The following is a 19,646-nucleotide window of genomic DNA, read 5'->3' as shown; positions in this document are numbered from 1 at the left end:
TTAAGAAAGGCTTGGACAAAAGCCCAGCCTTCCATTTCTTATTTAAGCACTTCTTGTGTCTTCGCGTAGTTAGCTTCAACAGCTTCTTTTTCAGCCTTCCACCAGTCTTGGTTGTTAGTATACCACTGGATCGTTTCTTCCAATCCTTCAGAGAAGTCTGTAAATTGTGGTGTCCAACCAAGCTCGTCACGAAGTTTGCTTGCGTCAATAGCATAGCGCAAATCGTGTCCTGCACGGTCAGTCACGTGGTCGTAAGCATCTTTTGGTTGACCCATTTTTTCAAGAATCAATTCAAGCACTTCTTTGTTGTTCTTCTCACCGTCAGCACCGATCAGGTAAGTTTCACCCATACGGCCTTTCGTCAAGATAGCCCAAACACCAGTCGAGTGATCGTTGGTATGAATCCAGTCACGGACGTTTTTACCTTCACCGTAAAGCTTTGGCTTGATGCCTGCCAAGATGTTGGTGATTTGGCGTGGGATAAATTTCTCGATGTGCTGGTATGGACCGTAGTTGTTTGAACAGTTGGAAATCGTTGCTTTGACACCAAATGAACGCACCCATGCTTTGACAATCAAGTCTGATGCAGCCTTGGTTGATGAATAAGGAGATGATGGGTTGTATTTTGTTTCTGATGTGAATTTCTCTCCTGGACCTTCCCCATGACCTGGTAAGTCTTCACGCAATGGGAGATCACCATAAACCTCATCTGTTGATACATGGTGGAAACGGATGTCGTATTTACGAGCCGCTTCAAGAAGAGTATAGGTACCGATAAAGTTGGTATGGATGAATGGGCTTGGATCGTTGAGAGAGTTGTCGTTGTGGCTTTCTGCCGCATAGTGAACAATGGCATCTGCCTTAGCAGCCAATTTGTCAACCAACTCAGCATCAGCAATATCACCAACAACAAGCTCAACTCGGTCACCAAGGATAGCTTCAATATTAGCCCTGTTTCCTGCATAAGTTAATTTATCCAACACAGTCACATGGACTTCTGGATGGTTGTTGTAAACATAGTGTACGAAGTTGGAACCGATAAAACCAGCTCCACCAGTTACGATAATATTTTTAAATTGAGACATTTTTTTCTCCGAAAAGTTTTTTCTTTTTTGTGTGTCATCTTATGTAGTGGGGTCGTAAGCAACCACCAAGGTGTTTCATTACTAAACCATGAGCCTAAGGTCTCATGGTTTCCCCCGCTCCTTAGCAAAGCAAAGGAGCTTCTCACTACGGCGATGACACACGGAGCGACTCGCTTTGCTCGCCCTCTTGCATTACCAGACTACTTCAATACTTCTTCCAAGTAAGCAATCTTGGCAAAGTCTTTTTGATTGTTATTTTCTGCTCGGTAGGAATCTTTTGAAGAGGCTTGGTAGATTTTCAGGTATTGTTCAAGTGTCGGTAGGTAATAGCGAACACCTGCTGTTTCTATCTCTTCCAAATCTTCTAGCTCTACACCAGCAAATTCAGGCAGTGAATGTAGGCCTCCGAACTCAACAGATAAGCCATCTTTATGAAATTCATGTTCGTGACGGTCAACTAGGACATAACCTACTTGGTTCATCATAACAATCAGCTCATCAGCACGATAGATCCGTTCGTCATCTGTGGCTTCCCAGCCACGTGGATCACTTGGAACATGAATATCTAAATCTCCTGCCTGCCAGTCCTTCCCTGTGCGCCTTTCCAAACCAACTGAGCCCATTAACAAGGGGGTAATTCCTAGCTTGTTTAACTGCTCTGCTATTTCCAAAAAGGTTTGAAACATTAGAGGTCCTCTTTTCTCAAAGGCTTAACGTCCTTGAGGAGTGGGTGGTTTTTATCTGCTTCTGAGACTTCTGCTTCTTCTAGGTTTTCCCATTTAATGTCGAGACTAGGGTCAGCGTAGTTGACAAAGGCATATTTAGGCTTAAGTTCCAAAGCCCAATAGTCATTAACTAAGTAACTGTATGATACAAAGTCTGATAAGACTTGGAAACCATTGGCTACGCCACGTGGAACAAAGATCCCTTTAGAAGCGTCTATAATAGTTTGATAGGCATTCCCAAAAGTCTCACCCTCTCGAAGATCGACCCATGTTCCCAAGACCTTACCACCGTCCGCCACAGAGATGTATTTATCCCAAGGCTCTGCGTGAAGACCACGAAGAACGTTTTTGCGAGAGAAGGAAACGTTATTTTGTAATTTTCCTTCTGCAAAAAAGCTTTCTGGGAAGCCGAGTGGCAACATTTTTTCCTTTTGGAAGTTCTCCTTGAACCAGCCACGGTTGTCGCCATGAACTGGAATGTCAAATTCTAACATCCCTGGAATGCCTTCAACTGGACGGGCTGCGAGTGTTTTTCCGAAAAAGTTTTCTGTCATTAAGCTTCTCCAATCAAACGGAGCAAGTATTGTCCGTATTCATTTTTCTTGAGTGGCTGTGCCAATTCGTACACTTGTTCTTTTGTGATGTAGCCCATGCGGTAGGCAATTTCTTCCAAGTTTGCCACTTGAACGTTTTGCAAACGTTGAACTGTTTCGATGTACTGTGCAGCTTCTAAGAGACTTTCATGTGTACCAGTGTCCAGCCATGCAAATCCACGTCCCATGAGCTCTACTGACAAATCACCACGATCTAGGTAAGCCTTATTAACATCAGTGATTTCCAACTCACCTCGAGGAGATGGTTTAATATTTTTCGCAATCTCAACGACATCATTGTCATAGAAATACAAACCTGTAACAGCAAAATTTGATTTTGGATTCTCTGGTTTTTCTTCGATAGAGATCGCATTCATATCTGCGTCAAACTCAACAACACCAAAGCGTTCTGGGTCTTTTACTTGGTAACCGAAGACAGTTGCTCCTTTATCTTTGCTTGCTGCACGTTGCAACATCTTGGTCAATCCATTTCCATGGTAAATGTTATCCCCCAAGATAAGAGCTACATGGTCATCACCGATGAATTCTTCACCGATAATGAAGGCTTGGGCCAATCCATCTGGGCTTGGTTGCTCTGCATAAGAAAGAGAAATTCCAAATTCAGAACCATCACCCAACATATCCTTAAATCGAGGTAGATCCTGAGGAGTAGAAATAATTAAGATTTCTTTAATCCCAGCCAACATGAGTGTTGACAGTGGGTAATAAATCATTGGTTTGTCATAAATTGGCATCAGCTGCTTAGAAGCTGCGCGTGTCAATGGGTAGAGACGAGTCCCAGACCCACCTGCCAGAATAATACCTTTCATATAAGAGTACCTTCCATCAATTAATATCAGTTCATTATACCATATTTTTCACTATGATGTCATAAGAAAAAAGTCTGGCAAGCAGACTCATTCATCATTTGTTGTATTTTACCCCAAAGCAACATCTAGAATCATCATGATAATAAAACCAGCCATGAGTCCCAATGTTGCAATATCCGTATTGCCATTTGTCTGTGATTCTGGAATAAGCTCCTCTACGACAACGAAGATCATTGCACCAGCTGCAAAGGAAAGGGCGTAAGGTAAAATAGGGGTCATAAAGGTAACTGCAAAGGCGCCAAGTATAGCTGCGATTGGTTCAACAATAGCAGACATTGAACCCCAATAAAAGGCCTTCCAACGCGATGCACCGTCTGTACGAATCGGAATAGCCAAAGCTGCTCCCTCCGGAATATTTTGTATACCAATACCAAGAGCCAATCCCAAAGCTCCAATTAATGCTGCTGAGCTATTATTAGTAGCAAGGGCACCAAAGGTGACACCAACAGCTAAGCCTTCTGGGATATTATGAATGGTAATGGCCAAAAATAAGAGGGCAGTCTTTGATAATTTTTTTCGCTCACGCTCATCTCCACCCTCAGCTTCCTCTTTGTCATTACCTAAATGCAAATGTGGAACACCTGCGTCAACCAAACGTAAAAAGATTCCACCTGCTGCAAATCCAACTGCCGCAGGAATCCATGCAAGATTGCCATAAGACTGCTCTGCATAACTAATTGAGGGAGCAAGCAAAGACCAAAATGACGCAGCAATCATAACACCTGCTGCAAAGCCTAGCATGATATCCAACAAACGCCGACTGACCGTTCTAAAGAAAAAGACAACTGCAGAACCGACAATCGTGCAAAACCAAGTAAATAGACCTGCCAAGAGAGCCTGTAAAACCACAGGCTGGTGTGTAAACCAATTCATAACGACTTCCATTCTAAATTAACCTAACATATTACAATAATTAGGATACCCTAATTATCAAAAAAAAACAAGCTTTTTTTCAAAAAAAGCCACGCAAAAACGTAGCTTGACTGTTTATTTTTGATGTAAGCTAAAGTCAAGACACTGATTATAAATGTCTGAATGGATTGGTCGAAACTGTCGATGCAAAAATCTCCACTTCCCAACCTTCTTCCTTTTTCCAAGTTTCCAATAAATCAGCAACTCGCTTGATAAATAATGCTTCGATATGATGCCCTGGATCAATAGCCAGCAACCCTTTTGTTAACATGTCTTGACCTGTGTGGTAATAGATATCACCGGTGATATAGACCTCAGCACCCTTATCAAGAGCTGTCTGATAATAAGAGCCTCCGCTCCCACCACAGATTGCAACTCGACTGACATATTGTTGTGCCTGATGGCCATAAGTCACTAGACGTACAGCATCAAGACCAAAGACAGATTTAACTTTCAAGGCCAATTCTTCTAGTGTCTGCTCTACTATAGTTCCAACACGACCAAGTCCTTGACCCACTGATGTCTCCAGTAAATAAGTTGTATCATGGATACCTAACAACTCGCAAAACCAATCGTTAAGCCCACCATTCACTACATCAATATCAGTGTGGCTAACATAGACCGCAATATCATGTTTAATCAAGTCCAGATACATCTTCGTCTGTGGATTGTCAGCCACTAAATCCTTTATTGGACGAAAAATTGGAGCATGCTTGACGATAATCAGGTCTATCTGTTTATCAATAGCCTCTGCCACAGTCGTCTCACGGATATCCAAGGTGACCATTACTCGCTGGATTTCCTTGTTCAATGTTCCAATCTGCAAACCAGTTACGTCACCCTCCATGGCAAAAAATGGCGGACAAAAGGATTGGTAACGCTCAATGACGTTCTTTGCTAACATGAAGAACCTCCTTTATTTGATCCATTTTTTGGGAAATAGCGGAGCGATCACCCTGGCGTTCATGAGGTACTTGTTCCAAAGCCATACTCAGCTTATCCAACTCCTTAAGCCACTTTTTCTGAAAAACAGGGGAATGTTTAATTGATAAGAAAGGACCAAAGCGCAATTGAGTAGCTGTCAAGTCCATTGAACCTTTTTGTGCTACCAGAATCTCATAAATCTTATCGTTCTCTTCTACAATCTCCTCAGCAATGAGCTTAAATTGATTCTGAACCAACCAATTCCGAACATCATCTTCTCGATTGTTCGGTTGTAAAATGAGCCGCTCAACCGAACCCAACTTTTCTTTTCCAGCTTCTAAAATATCGGCAATTAAACGCCCTCCCATACCAGCTATTGTCACCGCTGAAATCTGATCTTGTTCTTCTACGGCAGCAAGCCCATTGGCCAGTCGAACCTGAATCATATCAGACCGACCTGCCAACTCAACATTCTGGAGTGCTGACTGGTAGGGACCTTGGACGACCTCACCAGCAATGGCAAAATCAATGCGCTTCTGCTCTACCAAAAAAAGAGGGAGATAAGCATGGTCACTCCCTACATCAACTAATCGTGCCCCTTGTGGCACAAAATCTGCGACTGTTTCTAGTCTTTTTGATAATTTTGTTTCCATATTACTCTTTCCAGAGGTTCATTGCATCAAGAAAATCACTGGAGACAGTTACATTCTTAGGATTCTGGATGTCTCTTTCTATATTTTTAGCTTCTACCTGTGCCACTGTTGTTATTCCTTCACGTCGCCAGTTTCGCAAAATAGCCTGGATATATTTCCAATTGGTTTTGTTGTTAAAAACAGCTTCTTTCAAAGCAGCTCGAACCAAGTCAACAGAAGTTTTATCATCTTCAACCGTTTTTTGTAAATCTTCAATTTCAAATGGGGATAGGAAACGACCCAACTCCCTTTCAAAATCTCCAACCAAAGTTTTCAAATCATTTTCAGTCCGAACCATTTCAACAGGTTGTTTTGGTTCTAATAGTACATCTAATTTCTCAAGTGCAGGTAGTGCATCAAAAATCATTTCGATTTCTCCTGCGATACTGATCGTTTTAAATTCTAATAGCCCAGATTCTTGCAGGTTTTCAATTGCTTGATTGACTTGTGCCACTGTTTTTCCTGTGGCCTGAGCAACTTCACTAGGGGCTAAAGATTCCAAATGTGAGGTATTTTGATAAAAGAAAAACTGCCAGATGAGAAAATCATCTGCTGATGAAAATAATTCTTTGTAGTGAAACAAAAGAGCTGCAGGAATGACTACATTCCCTTGTCGAAATTGCTGTGAATAATTCATATATCCTCTTTATAGACTCGCTGAAAGGGCAGAATCTTCAAATAGTTTCCAGTCATACGGTGTTTCTTGATAGACCGCGTAGTTTATCCAATTAGTAAAAAATTGAGCAGCAGGCAAATTCCATGAAAGAGCAGGTCTGGTTGATGGGTCATCATTTCTGAAATAATTCTCAGGGATATGTGGATTTTTTCCAGCTAAACAGTCTCGCTGGTATTCTTTTGCAAGGGTATCGCGATCGTATTCCAGATGACCAAAACTATAGACTTCACGCAAGTTCTTACTTGCCAAAATCGATAAGCCGACTTCCTCACCACATGAAAGAATTTCAAGGTCATTCAAATGAGAAATATCAGCAGCTTTCACCTCTGTGTATCGCGAATGCGGCGATTGAAAATCATCGTCAAATCCACGCATCAATGGATTTGTATTTTTGACAACATCCTGTCTATAAATACCTGAAAGCTTGCGATTCATATTATGTTTTTGTACTCCGTATCGAGCATAGAGTCCAGCCTGCGCTCCCCAACAGATATGCAAGGTTGAAAAAACATGATTATTCGACCATTCTAATACAGATACAAGTTCAGACCAATAATCAACTGCTTCGAATGGCAGATTTTCTACTGGTGCTCCAGTTACAATCAAGCCATCAAAATAGGAATCCTTGACCTGCTCAAACGTTTTGTAAAATTGTTCTAAATGGTCTGAATGTGTATTTTTTGACTCATGACTCGCCATGTAGAGGAATTCCACTTCCAATTGCAATGGCGTATTAGCCAAAAGACGGAGCAACTGAGTCTCCGTCACAATTTTCTGAGGCATGAGATTTAGAATCAATATCTTTATGGGACGGATATCCTGATGGCTAGCACGATCGCTATCCATTACAAAAATATTCTCTTTCTTTAAAATATCTACTGCCGGTAATGATTTTTCAATTTTAATTGGCATACTCTAACCTCCTGAACGATCTTATCTCTATTATAGAACAGGAAGAACAGCATTTCAATTAGAATAAAACTAGGCTTAGTTATAAGTTTTAACTATAAGGTCTTAAAAATATTCAATCAAACTATGTTAATGACTTAGTAGTGCATCAAGACCTTGTAGTCGTAATTTCCGATGGCTTCACGACCTTTAAGATCATCAAGTTCAATCAAGAAGGCACAACCAGCAACAATCCCACCAAGTCTTTCAATCATTTCAATCGTTGCTTTAACAGTACCACCAGTGGCCAACAAATCATCTACGATCAACACGCGTTGACCTGGTTTGATGGCGTCAGCATGCATGGTCAATGTATCTACACCATACTCTTTTTCATAATCAGCTGAGATAACTTCGCGTGGTAACTTACCTGGTTTACGAACCGGTGCAAAACCAATTCCCAATTCAAAGGCAACTGGACAACCAACGATAAAGCCACGCGCCTCTGGACCAACTATCATATCAATTTGTTTATCCGTTGCGTATTGAACGATTTCACGTACAGCATAGCTGTAAGCATTTCCATCCGCCATCAATGGGCTAATATCACGAAATTCAATCCCCTCTTTTGGATAATCAGGAATGGTTGCGATGTAATCTTTTAAGTTCATTTCTTTCTCTCTTTAAAAAAATAATTTTTACTCTTCATTATACCATGAAATTGTCATTTGGTATATTTTCAGCCCTGACAAAGACCCTTGCTTTACTCATTGCGAATCTTTCTTTGAGCTAGACTTATTTTTTCTAAGAAACTGTATTCAGAGTCAGTGGCTTTTAATCAGTTAAAAGTGCAGACTAGGAATCCAACTTATGAATATCTGCCCTTAGTTGTCTACTCAACTGAGACACCAATCTCGCTCTGCTATTTCCAGCAAATGAAAAATCGCCATCTGGATTAAAATAAGATGTTTCCCAGCCGACAGGTATCTTTCCTCGCTGATAATGTCGAATACGGGTGGGAGATAAATAGCTGGCTGTCTTTGCGCGCAGGACTTTCTTCCGAAACTGTGGATCGTGAGGACCAACTGGTGCAATATCGAGCTGAGTATGACGCTTATTATTAGCACTGGCATAGTTAAATGAAGCCCCATTTACTACGCCATTTCGATGAGGAGTCTTATCCGAAATCAAGGCGAAATGCCCCTGCTGACTGAGGATAAACTCACTGTGAAAACCAATGAGTACCTTTATATTGACTGGTAATGGTTCCACCTTATGGTTGCCAAAGCCCCGTTTATTATGCAAACGAGCAGACTCATTGAGACGATACGACCAGCGAGGTAAATGATTCAAATAAGCCACCATAGCCTGCCAATCTGTATTTCCCTGTCCAAAATGCTTTCGAACCCAACTAGCCTGCTGATAGGAAATTAGATAGCGCAATTGATGAACTTGCTTGTTTAATAAATCAGTGCGCGAAAGCTGTTGACCTGGAAAAGCTCGGTCTACCAGTCTAGCAAAGTATTGCCAAAAGGGATGGTGGGGAGGACAATCACAATCCATCTTTTCCACCAAATATGACAAATGGCTCTGGTGTAATTCCTCAGGAAAGTCTACCACCCTCACACTTTGGGCTATAATCTTTACTGCCCTCTCTCGATCCAACGAGTGACTTTCAGCCCTCAGCAATCTATAGTAGCTTTTGGAAGCAAAGAGAGCCGATTCTGTTACGAACTGTTGAACATATTCAGGAATTTCTGCTTGGGGTAACTGAAGGATGGGCTTTAAAAAGACAGTTGCCAAAGCCTTTTCCGACCACCCTCTACCGCTCAATTCCATCAAGCCAGCGTGGACTTGCTCCGATTGCTTTATATGATGTAACAAGCGATTTCGCCTATTATTCCATGCAACAAAAGTCAGTATCCCTATCAGACTGAAGATCAACAGTATCCAAATAGTGATTAATTCTGTCCACATAGCCACTCATAAATTTCCTGAACGGTACCAAGCGCCATCAACTCTTGTTGCATTACAGTTTGTTTCAATTCTTGATAAATCTGACTTTCTGAAATTTCCCGTTTCTGCGCCTCTTTGTTGACCCGCATGACTCCATCCGTAATGGTAACAAATTCTAATTCTTGGAAAATCTGAATCATTTTGACCAAGAGACTGTCCTTAATTTTTAAGTAACCAGCCAAATCTTTCAGTTTGTAGCGGACATCAAACTCATCGAATTGGTAAATGGTCTTGTACAATTTAGCGAATTGGTCTCGACTACCATACCCCTCTAAATAGTATGGTTTCGCAATTTCGTTTTTAAAATAAATGGCCTCAAATTCTTTTTCTTGGAAATAGCTGCGCAGACTGCTGATATCTTCTGGCAAAGTCGCAAGGACAATAGCAGATTCACTAGTCACAGGATGATTAATGTCCAAAATAGGAACATCTGCAGGAATAGGATGTTGCTTTCCACGAATATTATAAAGTTGAACACCATTGACTCGAGCATCAACCAACATGAGCTGAAGACTAGTATTGCCATTCCATTGATTGACAGACAAGGTAACAGCTAATTCTAACCCCTTGGCCTGTGAGAATTCCAAGGCTAAATTGCCCTTACCAAACGCAACCACATCAAATCCAGCAGCCCCTTTTGTAATCCGTACTTTCAGGTGAGCATTGTTTTGTCCCATAGTTCTTACTGATTCCACCTGAAAATTCTTGAGATAGAAGACAGGCTTTTTATTGTCCATACCATAGGGTGCCAGTTTTTCAAAGGATTTTAGAGTATCTAAGGTTAATTCCTCTAAATCCAATTCTTCATCCAAAACCAGCGAAGACTTGCTAGATACATCCAATTTATTTTCGATAATGTAGTCAGCCAAGGTTCGAGCAAGCTCTTCAAGTTTGTCAACTGCCAAGGTCATACCTGCTGCACCAGCATGACCACCAAAGGCGATAAAAAGATCCTGATGATCTTTAAGGGCCTTGAAAATATCAACCGCTTCAACCGAACGAGCCGAACCTTTTGCCTTACCATCTTCAATCGACAAAACGACGACAGGCTGGTGCAATTCTTCTAGTAGGCGTCCTGCCACAATCCCTAAAACACCTGGATTCCAACCTTCTTTAGCCAGAACTTGAAGAGGTCTATCTCTTCGCAACATGGTTTTTGCTTCATCATAAATTGCTTGGACGACTTCTTTGCGTTCTACATTTTTACTGTCAATCATGAGAGCAATTTGATGGGCCTCTTCGTCATCAAAACCAGTCAGTAATTCGATGGCTGGATTTGGATCATCGAGTCGACCAAGGGCATTCAACCTCGGAGCAAGTTGGAAACCAACTGTTTCTTCATCAAGGCTATCCATATCAATGCCAGCTGTTTTCATCAATTCTTGAAGACCTGCACGTTCGGTCTGTTTGAGAAGCGAGAGACCATATTTGACCATGACACGATTCTCATCGGTCATGCTAACCATATCAGCGATGGTACCAATTGCGACCAAATCTAGCAAGTCTGCATCAACAGTTTCAAGAAGAGCGCAGGCCAATTTGAAGGCTACACCGCAGCCCGCCAAATGTTTGAAAGGATAATTTCCCTCTGGATGCTCTGGATGTACAATCGCATAGGCATTGGGAAGGGTTTCCTGCATGGAATGGTGGTCTGTCACAACAACATCGACACCCATCTCCTGGGCATAGGCAATCGCTTCATGACCCGCTACGCCATTGTCCACCGTCACAATAAGAGAAATCCCATGCTGCTCGATAAAATACTTGTAAACTGACTGATTCGGCCCATAGCCATCTGTGAAACGATTGGGAAGATAAACTTGGACTTCTGCCCCCATTTCCTCCAGAGTTTCTTTCAGAATCGATGCCGAGGTCATGCCATCAGCATCATAATCTCCATAAATCAAAATCTGTTCGTAGTCTTCGATTGCTCGGCGAATCCGCTCTACCGCCTTGTCCATATCGTGAAGCAGGTATGGGTCGTGGAGATCTTCTAAACTTGGTTGGATAAAGGAATGCAGTTCTTCTTGCGAATGAATGCCCCGCTCATACAACAATTTGGCCGCTACTGGATCCAGCCCTTCTTTTTTAGCTAATTTGATAAAGTGTTCATCAGAAAAACCGGTCAATAATTGCCAGTCATAATTGGGTTTGATCACGTTATTAACTCCTTTAATACTCATACTCAATGAAAACCAAAAGTAACCTAGCTTTAACAATCTTGGCGAAAGTTGAAAACTAGAAAAATAAAAAACTGAGTTCGCGTCATAAAGCCGAAGATAGAACTCTGTCACATTCACATTTCAAGGTAACAGGCTAAAAAGCTCTTGACAAGGGACAATTTTGATTTTCGAAGAATATCAAATAATTGCAACAATGTCCACACTGATAACATTGATTTTTTCGAGTATAAACTATCTTACTATTATACCATTTCCCAAGAAAAAAAGGAGCAGAGGAATTCAACGATTGATTTGAGTCGCCCTGCTTCTTTCTTTGAAACAATTATTATAGTAAAGGTGACAAGATATTTAACAACGCTCCTGCCAAACGCTTATACCACGGGTAATTATTTTCAAAACCAAGTAAAGTAATCCGTTCAGATTGTTCAAAAGAATGCATGAAATCTTTGTGAATATCTTCTAAAACTTGGCGATGGTTATATACATAAAGCCCACATTCAAAATTGAGATAAAAAGATCGAAAATCCATGTTTACTGTGCCAACTGTTGCCTTTTTATCGTCGACTAAAACCACTTTCGAATGAACAAACCCAGGAGTAAATTCATAGATTTCAATACCGGATTGTAAATAGGTTCTAAAATCTGTTCGTGCTGCCAGATAAGCCGTCTGCTTATCGTAAATATGAGGAAGAAGGATACGAACTGTGACCCCACGTTTCGCTGCATAAGTGATATTATCGATCATTTCATCATCCAGAACCAAATAGGGAGTCATAATATAGATGTAGTCAGTTGCTGACTGGATCATATCCAAGTAAACCCGTTTCGCAACCTCATCTCCATCAAATGGACTTTCACCGTAAGCTAAGAAATAGCCTTCTGTATCTGTAGTCTCTGTCTCAGCATCATGCGCTTCCTTCAAGTATTTCAAATCATCATTTGACTTTTTCTCATCATGATTCCACATTTGCAAAAACATCAAGGTAAAGTTTGATACGGCCTCACCTCGTATCATAATCGCTGCATCTTTCCAGTAGCCAAGTCGTTCCTTTTTATTGATATATTCATCAGCAATATTGACACCACCTGTAAAAGCAACTTTTCCATCGATTACTGCAATCTTTCTGTGATCACGATTATTATGAATAGTTGACAGAGCAGGGATTATTTGACAGAAGACCTTTGTCTGGATACCAAACTGCCGTAGGGTTTTATAATAATTATAAGGTAGAGTGCTTAGCGAGTTCATTCCATCATACATAAACCGAACCTCTACACCCTGAGCAGCTTTTTCTTTTAAGATATCTAAAATAGAATCCCACATATAGCCAAAATCGACAATGAAGTATTCCATAAAAATATATTTCTCAGCTTTTTTTAATTCTTCTAATAACGCCTCAAATTTCGCTTCTCCAGATGGAAAATAGACTGCGTCTGTGTTGGTGTGTAAAGGATAGCCCACATATTCACTCATATAATGAGCTAACTTAAGTTGCTCACGGTCTTCCTTAGCCAAACCTCTCATTACTTTTTCAGAAGTCTTCCCATACAATCTCAATATTTCAGCTTGACGCTGAAAAGTCCTGCGAAACCGTCTGGTTTCAATGTTTGACTGTAAAATAAAGTAAAACAGAGCTCCAAATACTGGGATTCCAACTACAAATACAATCCAGGTTAACTTAAAACTAGCATTCATCCGCCGATTAATAATCGAAACTGCTACAACTAGAGAAAAAAGTTGCATAACCGTCAAAAACGCTGGGAAATAAGTTGCCGCTGAACTAACTGTCCACAAAATAACAAAAATTGTTAAGGCAATCAAACTAAGAACAATAAATGTTCGACTATAAATAATCTTCCAAATCTTTTCCATGTCATCCCCCTTGCAAATTTCAACTATTATATCAAATTTTAGTTAAATGTCCCACTAAAATAATGATTTTTTCCTACACAATCTATGTTTCTTCATTTACATCTACCTATTGTATCTAGGTTTTGATAATAAAAAACAGATACTTTATATAGATTTTGCTCATAACGAAGAAATCTTTTCATCTTGTGCTCATTACCAGGTATAATATGTAAAGAATATGACTTCACTATTTGAGATATGGTTAAAACGCCGAACAAGAATTCAGCGTTTTTTCTATGTTTATTTTAAATTAAATACTGTACTGGCCAAGTAATCTGATATTCTTGGGAAAAGGGTATAGAGTTTATGAGCTGCAGCTAGTGACCACGGTAAATTGATATCACGCTTCTTCGTCCCCATGGCAGCCACAATTCTCTTAGCTACATAGTCGGGATGCAAGAGAAAGGCTTTGACACTTTCTTGATAGCTTCCATCAGGATCTGCTTGGTCGAAAAAGCCAGTCGCAATAGGTCCTGGGTTAACAGTTGTTACTGTCACACCATACTGGGCCAACTCCAAGCGAATGGTATTTGAAAAACCCATAGCCGCAAACTTAGTTGCAGAATAAACTGAAGACTTGCTTGAAGCGATTAGACCTGACATCGAAACAATATTAATGATTTGCCCGCTCCGTCTAGCCTTCATCCGTTTACCCACTAAACGGCACATGGTCATCAGAGCAAAAGTATTGATGTCAAACATAGCTTGAACCTGCTGACTTGAAAAATTTTCAAAGTCATCATAAATTGCATAGCCTGCATTATTGACTAAAATATCGATTTGACCAAACTGGCTATCTAATCCTTCAAAAAATGCAATTAATGCGGCTTCGTCTCGAATATCCACATTAAAAACTGCCTTTTTTTCATGATAGGCATAGAGCTTCTCTATCTTCTCTACATCCCGCCCCAACAAAATCAAGAAGTCATCTTTCAGCAAAGGAATCATTTCCTGTACTAGACCACCAGATGCCCCAGTTATTAAAATGGTTCTCATAGTTCTATTTCCTCTAAATCTTTAACGATATGGACCTGTCCGAATATAGTTCTCGCATCATTGCGCAATTGGCTGATATCCTTGGACAAAAAGCGCGGACTGATATGATTGAGTAAGAGTCGCTTGACACCAGCATCCTTAGCTACTTGAGCCGCTTCCATATTGGTTGAATGCCCATGCTTACGAGCAATCTGCTCATCACCCTTACCATAGGTTGACTCATGCACCAGCACATCAGCATTTATAGCTAGACGCACACTGGCATGACACTTACGCGTATCCCCTAAAATCGTCACTACCTTACCAGGCCTTGGAGGGGAAATATAGTCACTAGCGATAATTTCAGTTCCATCTTCAAGTGTCACATTCTGACCATTTTTTATTTTTCCAAAGAGGGGGCCAAATGGAACACCCGCCGCGCTCAGAGCATCCGCATCCAAGGTCCCTTCCAAATCCTTTTGGATGACACGGTAGCCGACGCAAGGAATGGTATGGTCCAGCTTTTCGGCGAATACCGAGAATTTGTCTGTTTCTAGAACCTGACCGACTGTATCAACATCAAACTCATGAAAATGAATGCGATAAGGTAAGTGTGAACCAGATGCTTTCAGACTAGCCAAAACAAAAGATCGAATACCCATAGGACCGTAAATATCAATATCTGTTTGTTCCTCACTCGATTGAAACGAACGGCTGGATAAAAAACCTGGCAAACCAAAAATGTGATCACCATGTAAATGTGTTATGAAAATTTTAGCAACTTTTCGAGGACGAATAGTAGTTTCCAAAATCTGATTTTGAGTTCCTTCGCCACAATCAAAAAGCCAAATTTGATTGATTTCGTCCGAAAGTTTTAAGGCCAAACTGGACACATTACGGGCCTTGGAGGGCTGACCAGCCCCTGTACCTAAGAATTGAATTTGCATTATTTACTTTCTAATCGATATATTATAGCTGAGCGACCCGACCAGGCAAAATAGCGCTGACCCGAATAACCATCCGCTACTTCTACTACTTCCTCCTGATTGAGACCCGAAATTTTGATAAAGTCAGCCGAGCTAGCCACCTCAGTTAGCAGAAAATCTGTTTCCTCATCTTTCAACTGACGTTCATCAAAGGCATTGGTCTCCATGAAAATCTTGCCGTCTTCTACAAAAACGACATAGTGGGGAAAAACTTGAGCTATCTCAAAGAGCAGATCTTCAGTGATCTCCTCTTCTCCTTCCGAAAAAACTTGAGCCAGACCGTCTGCCGACACATAGGCAAATCCGAAAGACTTACCTGATAAATTCAGGCGGACAAAGGGCTTGTCTTCTTCAAAGCTGGGATCTTTTGGAACAAGGCAGAGCTGCTGAGAAAGTGTCAGATAGTAGCCCGTCGCCTCTTCTGCTCCTTGTTTCTGGTAGATTTCCGCAAAATAAGCGTTGATAACCGAAGGCGGTGGTGTGATAAAGTCTAGTTTTTGTTGGTCAGTCAAATCAGCTAATTTCTTCGCCAGATAGACCTTGTCCAGACTGGTAAAGCCACCGTATTTGATTGCCAAATCAAGATAATCCGTCATAAAATTCTTCCAACTTCCATTTATTAGCGGAAGCAATATAGCCTGATACCACTTCCACATCCTCTTCGTAGGTCCGATTTTCTATCAGGGCAAGAGTTGCTAAATCATGCAATTTATAAGATTCAGCAAGTGGCACTCTGACCTCAAATCGTTCAAACATAGTCTTAATCTTAGCCAAGACCATCATCTGAATATGGCCTTTGGCATTTTCATCCTTAGCGGACAGCATGACATGCGGAAACTGACTAGGGGTAAAGCTGTCATCGGTCTTGTCCAGCTTGTTATATAGAGCCAGGCGAGGAATGTCCAGCATATCCAGGTCTTTCAAAATATCCAAGACCACCTGCTCCTGCTCACTGTGATTGGGGTCAGAAGCGTCGATGACATGGAGCAAGAGATCCACGTTCATGGACTCCTCCAAGGTTGATTTGAAGGCAGAAATCAACTCAGTCGGCAGGTTCTGAATGAAACCAACCGTATCGGTCAAGGTCACGTTGAACTTGTCTGCCAAGTTAATCTGCTTGGTCGTGGCATCAAGTGTGGCAAAAAGTTCATCTGCCTCATACTGTCGCTTATCCGTCATAGCATTCATGATAGTGGACTTACCAGCATTGGTATAGCCAATCAAGCCAATCTTGAAAACACCTGATTGCAGACGGCGTTCGCGGACAGTCGATCGGTTTTTCTCCACCGTTTTGAGTTGCCGCTCAATGTCATGAATCTGGTTACGAATGCTTCGACGGTTAAGCTCCAACTGGCTTTCACCTGGTCCACGAGAGCCGATACCACCTGCCTGACGGCTGAGCATGATACCTTGTCCAACCAAGCGTGGCAACATATACTTGAGCTGGGCTAGGTGGACCTGTAATTTCCCTTCGTGACTCCGTGCCCGCATGGCAAAAATATCCAAAATCAACTGCATCCGGTCGATGACCTTGACACCTAAAATCTCTTCCAAATTAACATTCTGACGGGGCGTCAGCCGGTTATTGACAATGACGGTATCAATCTCGTCAGCTTCAACCATCTGGGCAATTTCATCCAATTTCCCTGAGCCAACAAAGGTCTTGCTGTCGTATTTTTCACGTTTTTGAGTGTAGACTCCCTTGACCAGAGCACCAGCCGTCTTAGCAAGACTTGCCAACTCCTCCATGGACATGTCAAAATTTTCTGTCTGCTGTAATTCCACTCCAACCAGGAGGGCACGTTCTTGTTCTTTCTGCGTTTCAATCATTTAAAAATTCCTCCACGGCGGTGAAAATCTGCAACTTGTAATCTGGTTCGCCTACTGAATAAAAGGGAACCTGCATCCGATTTCTGAACCAGGTCAATTGGCGTTTGGCAAAGCGGCGACTATTTTGCTTGACCTTATCAACTGCTTCTTCTAGGCTGATTTGACCTGCTAAGTATGGGAAAAACTCCTTGTAGCCAATTCCCATAGCAGCTTGGGCTTCTGGATGTTCTTGGTAGAGCCAGCTAACTTCATCTAGTAAGCCCGCCACCATCATCTTATCCACTCGCTGATTGATGCGGTCGTAAAGAACCTGCCTGTCATCCGTCAGGCAGATGTAAAGAGGCTCATATTCTGACTCTGTATTTTCTAAGTTTTTGCCAAATTTTTTTAATTCTAACCCACGAATCAATCGCCGACGGCTGTTTCCCTCGAACATCAAACCTGCCTGCTCTGCCATTGTTTCCAAAACCTCGTCAGACAAGCAGTCGAGTTCCGCCCGATAAGCAAGAACTTGTTCCTGGTCAACCTGCCCGCCCAGATGGTAGCCTTCAAGCAGACTTTGGATGTAAAGACCTGTCCCACCAACGATAATAGGCAACTTGCCACGACTAGTAATGTCTGCAATTAGGAATCTAGCTTCTGCTACAAATTCATAAGCCGAATAGCCCTCGTTCACATCTCGGACATCAATCAAGTGATGAACCGCCACAGCCTGCTCTTCAGGGCTAGCTTTTGCCGTGCCGATATCTAGTTTACGATAGACTTGCTGGCTATCACCGCTGATAATTTCTCCATTGTAGCGCTGGGCCAAGTCTATGCCAAGGGCAGTTTTTCCTACCGCTGTCGGTCCAATGACCACAATAACTTTAGTTTTCATCTTTTTCCTTGAAAATATTTTGTTTTTTCGCTAAAATCTATTATAACATAAGTAAAGGAGAATTCACTATGGCTAAAGGTTTTGGCAAAGGTTTCTTGACAGGTATTCTTTCTACAGTCGCTCTTGCAGCAGGCGCAGTCTTCACCGTTCATAAAACAATCATTGAACCAGAAGAAAAGAAAGAAACTTTCATTGAGGAAAATCGTAAAAAAGCTGCACGTAAACGTGTAGCACACTAAAAAGCTGGTGAATATCCAGCTTTTTTTTGTTTTTATTATATCCCAAAATGAACAAGTGAATTGTGGGAAAATGTGACTAAATGATGATATCTTCTTTCTCAACCAGTACAATCATCCACATCATCACCAAGGTTACAGTAGCCAATGACAGAATCAAGGGTAACCAACTACCAAAAATTGGAAAACTATATCCTAAGAGACCTGGACCAAATGCTGCGATTAAGTAGCCACCTGTTTGTACCATACCTGATAAGCGAGCCGTTGCCTGACTGTTACTGGTTTTCATAGTAAAGCTGAGCATCATATATGGGAAGAGTGATGCATTGGAAACACTGAGTACGATATGTATAATTGTCCAAGCAAAAAAGTTTTTTGGAGTGATTACCATAAGGGCCAAGCCAACTAATGTAATCAAAGAGATGAGGAGCATGATGTTCCTGCGAGATTCTTTCGTCTGACGCGAAAGTAGAGTTGTAATGATTGAAGACATTGGTATGGCAGCCAAGTTATAAATTCCAGACATCAATCCTGCTTCTGCTTTTGAAAATCCAATAGATTGCGAAATGGTTGGTAACCAAGTGACTTCTGTGTAGAACAAGACGGATTGCAACCCACCAAAAATAAGAAAGGCAATGGCAGCCTTATTTTTCCATAGAGAACTTGTTTTCTCTGATTGGTTGCCAGTCACAAACATATGATTGTTCTTCACATTTGGTAACCAGATAAGTAAAGCTAAGAGGATGACTCCAGTGATTAAATAAATAAAAAATTTCCAAGAAGTAGCTGAAACAATTGGTACTGCAACCATTGACGCGACTGTTCCGGAAATCCCCATCAGAGTAATGTAGATGGTTGTATAAAGCCCAATCTTATGCGGGAAATTAGCAGCAACTAAGCTTGGCAACAAGACATTAATAAATGCGATACTAGCTCCGATCATCATCGTACCGATGAAAAGTGTTTGGAGGTTGAACACCCTCAATCCAGAACCAATAACCATAATCACAAGTACAATGGCCATTAGACGTTCCAAGCCAAATTTTGCTGCCATACGTGGCGCTATTGATGAGCATAGTGCAAACATGATCAAGGGAATCGAAGTTAAAATGCCGAGTGAACTCACTTCAACACCCAACCCAGAGGCAATATCTGTGAGGACTGCTGGCAAGGCTGTAAAGGGTGCCCTCATCACCACACCCAACATCATAATCCCTAATAAAATAAAACTAAAGTGTTTTTTCAT

At 41.4% G+C, this 19,646-nt stretch carries 20 protein-coding genes; 1 reads left to right on the top strand and 19 read right to left on the bottom strand.

Features of this window, described 5'->3' with window-relative positions:
• Window positions 1-38 precede the first annotated feature (38 nt).
• The 18 genes from rfbB to miaA all read right to left on the bottom strand — a co-directional run bounded on the left by rfbB (window position 39) and on the right by miaA (window position 18,164).
• Entirely contained in the window at window positions 39-1,085 is a 1,047-nt protein-coding gene (gene rfbB / locus D2A30_04760; GenBank protein ID ULL20951.1) for a dTDP-glucose 4,6-dehydratase, read from the bottom strand.
• A 200-nt stretch (window positions 1,086-1,285) separates the two neighbouring features.
• Complete coding sequence (locus D2A30_04755) at window positions 1,286-1,771, bottom strand: phosphoribosylanthranilate isomerase (GenBank protein ULL20950.1); 486 nt, start codon at window positions 1,769-1,771, stop codon at window positions 1,286-1,288.
• Window positions 1,771-2,364 carry a dTDP-4-dehydrorhamnose 3,5-epimerase gene (locus tag D2A30_04750; protein ID ULL20949.1) on the bottom strand — a complete coding sequence of 198 codons (594 nt, stop codon included), beginning with the start codon at window positions 2,362-2,364 and terminating at the stop codon, window positions 1,771-1,773. The genes D2A30_04755 and D2A30_04750 overlap by 1 nt, the downstream gene beginning before the upstream one ends.
• Window positions 2,364-3,233: a glucose-1-phosphate thymidylyltransferase gene (gene rfbA, locus D2A30_04745; protein ID ULL20948.1), complete on the bottom strand. Its 870-nt coding sequence runs from the start codon at window positions 3,231-3,233 to the stop codon at window positions 2,364-2,366. The genes D2A30_04750 and rfbA overlap by 1 nt, the downstream gene beginning before the upstream one ends.
• Before the next feature lie 108 nt (window positions 3,234-3,341).
• Entirely contained in the window at window positions 3,342-4,166 is an 825-nt protein-coding gene (locus D2A30_04740; GenBank protein ID ULL20947.1) for a ZIP family metal transporter, read from the bottom strand.
• Window positions 4,167-4,314: 148 nt separating this feature from the next.
• A complete protein-coding gene (locus D2A30_04735; GenBank protein ID ULL20946.1) occupies window positions 4,315-5,109 on the bottom strand; it encodes a Nif3-like dinuclear metal center hexameric protein in 795 nt (264 codons plus the stop codon).
• Window positions 5,087-5,782: a tRNA (adenine-N(1))-methyltransferase gene (locus D2A30_04730; protein ID ULL20945.1), complete on the bottom strand. Its 696-nt coding sequence runs from the start codon at window positions 5,780-5,782 to the stop codon at window positions 5,087-5,089. Before D2A30_04730 ends, D2A30_04735 begins: the two co-directional genes overlap by 23 nt.
• Before the next feature lies 1 nt (window position 5,783).
• Window positions 5,784-6,458, bottom strand: coding sequence for a DnaD domain protein (locus D2A30_04725; GenBank protein ID ULL20944.1), 675 nt, complete (start codon window positions 6,456-6,458; stop codon window positions 5,784-5,786).
• Between the two features lie 9 nt (window positions 6,459-6,467).
• Entirely contained in the window at window positions 6,468-7,409 is a 942-nt protein-coding gene (locus D2A30_04720; GenBank protein ULL20943.1) for a homoserine O-succinyltransferase, read from the bottom strand.
• Between the two features lie 134 nt (window positions 7,410-7,543).
• Window positions 7,544-8,056: an adenine phosphoribosyltransferase gene (locus tag D2A30_04715; GenBank protein ID ULL20942.1), complete on the bottom strand. Its 513-nt coding sequence runs from the start codon at window positions 8,054-8,056 to the stop codon at window positions 7,544-7,546.
• 184 nt (window positions 8,057-8,240) lie between these two features.
• Window positions 8,241-9,368, bottom strand: a complete 1,128-nt coding sequence (locus D2A30_04710) for a DUF3114 domain-containing protein (GenBank protein ID ULL20941.1) — start codon at window positions 9,366-9,368, stop codon at window positions 8,241-8,243.
• Entirely contained in the window at window positions 9,347-11,560 is a 2,214-nt protein-coding gene (gene recJ / locus D2A30_04705; GenBank protein ID ULL20940.1) for a single-stranded-DNA-specific exonuclease RecJ, read from the bottom strand. Before recJ ends, D2A30_04710 begins: the two co-directional genes overlap by 22 nt.
• Before the next feature lie 349 nt (window positions 11,561-11,909).
• Entirely contained in the window at window positions 11,910-13,457 is a 1,548-nt protein-coding gene (gene cls / locus D2A30_04700; GenBank protein ULL20939.1) for a cardiolipin synthase, read from the bottom strand.
• Between the two features lie 279 nt (window positions 13,458-13,736).
• Window positions 13,737-14,492, bottom strand: coding sequence for an SDR family oxidoreductase (locus tag D2A30_04695; protein ID ULL20938.1), 756 nt, complete (start codon window positions 14,490-14,492; stop codon window positions 13,737-13,739).
• A complete protein-coding gene (locus D2A30_04690) occupies window positions 14,489-15,418 on the bottom strand; it encodes a ribonuclease Z (protein ID ULL20937.1) in 930 nt (309 codons plus the stop codon). The genes D2A30_04695 and D2A30_04690 overlap by 4 nt, the downstream gene beginning before the upstream one ends.
• Window positions 15,418-16,053, bottom strand: coding sequence for a cystathionine beta-lyase (locus D2A30_04685; GenBank protein ID ULL20936.1), 636 nt, complete (start codon window positions 16,051-16,053; stop codon window positions 15,418-15,420). The genes D2A30_04690 and D2A30_04685 overlap by 1 nt, the downstream gene beginning before the upstream one ends.
• Window positions 16,037-17,287 (bottom strand): GTPase HflX, encoded by a 1,251-nt coding sequence (gene hflX / locus D2A30_04680; protein ID ULL20935.1) that lies wholly within the window; start codon window positions 17,285-17,287, stop codon window positions 16,037-16,039. The genes D2A30_04685 and hflX overlap by 17 nt, the downstream gene beginning before the upstream one ends.
• A complete protein-coding gene (gene miaA / locus D2A30_04675; GenBank protein ULL20934.1) occupies window positions 17,280-18,164 on the bottom strand; it encodes a tRNA (adenosine(37)-N6)-dimethylallyltransferase MiaA in 885 nt (294 codons plus the stop codon). Before miaA ends, hflX begins: the two co-directional genes overlap by 8 nt.
• A gap of 68 nt (window positions 18,165-18,232) precedes the next feature.
• On the opposite strand from miaA, the gene D2A30_04670 reads away from it, so the two are divergent.
• The gene (locus D2A30_04670; GenBank protein ULL20933.1) at window positions 18,233-18,403 is read left to right on the top strand and encodes a DUF3042 family protein; all 171 of its coding nucleotides are present in this window, start codon (window positions 18,233-18,235) and stop codon (window positions 18,401-18,403) included.
• 76 nt (window positions 18,404-18,479) lie between these two features.
• On the opposite strand, the gene D2A30_04665 is transcribed toward D2A30_04670, so the two are convergent.
• On the bottom strand, window positions 18,480-19,646 hold the full coding sequence (locus D2A30_04665) for an MFS transporter (GenBank protein ID ULL20932.1): 1,167 nt from the start codon (window positions 19,644-19,646) through the stop codon (window positions 18,480-18,482).

It is taken from the genome of Streptococcus suis (assembly GCA_022354845.1).
Classification (GTDB): domain Bacteria; phylum Bacillota; class Bacilli; order Lactobacillales; family Streptococcaceae; genus Streptococcus; species Streptococcus suis_AA.
The sequence above is the reverse complement of the archived record's forward strand: the minus strand, read 5'-3'. Positions and strand labels throughout refer to the sequence as shown.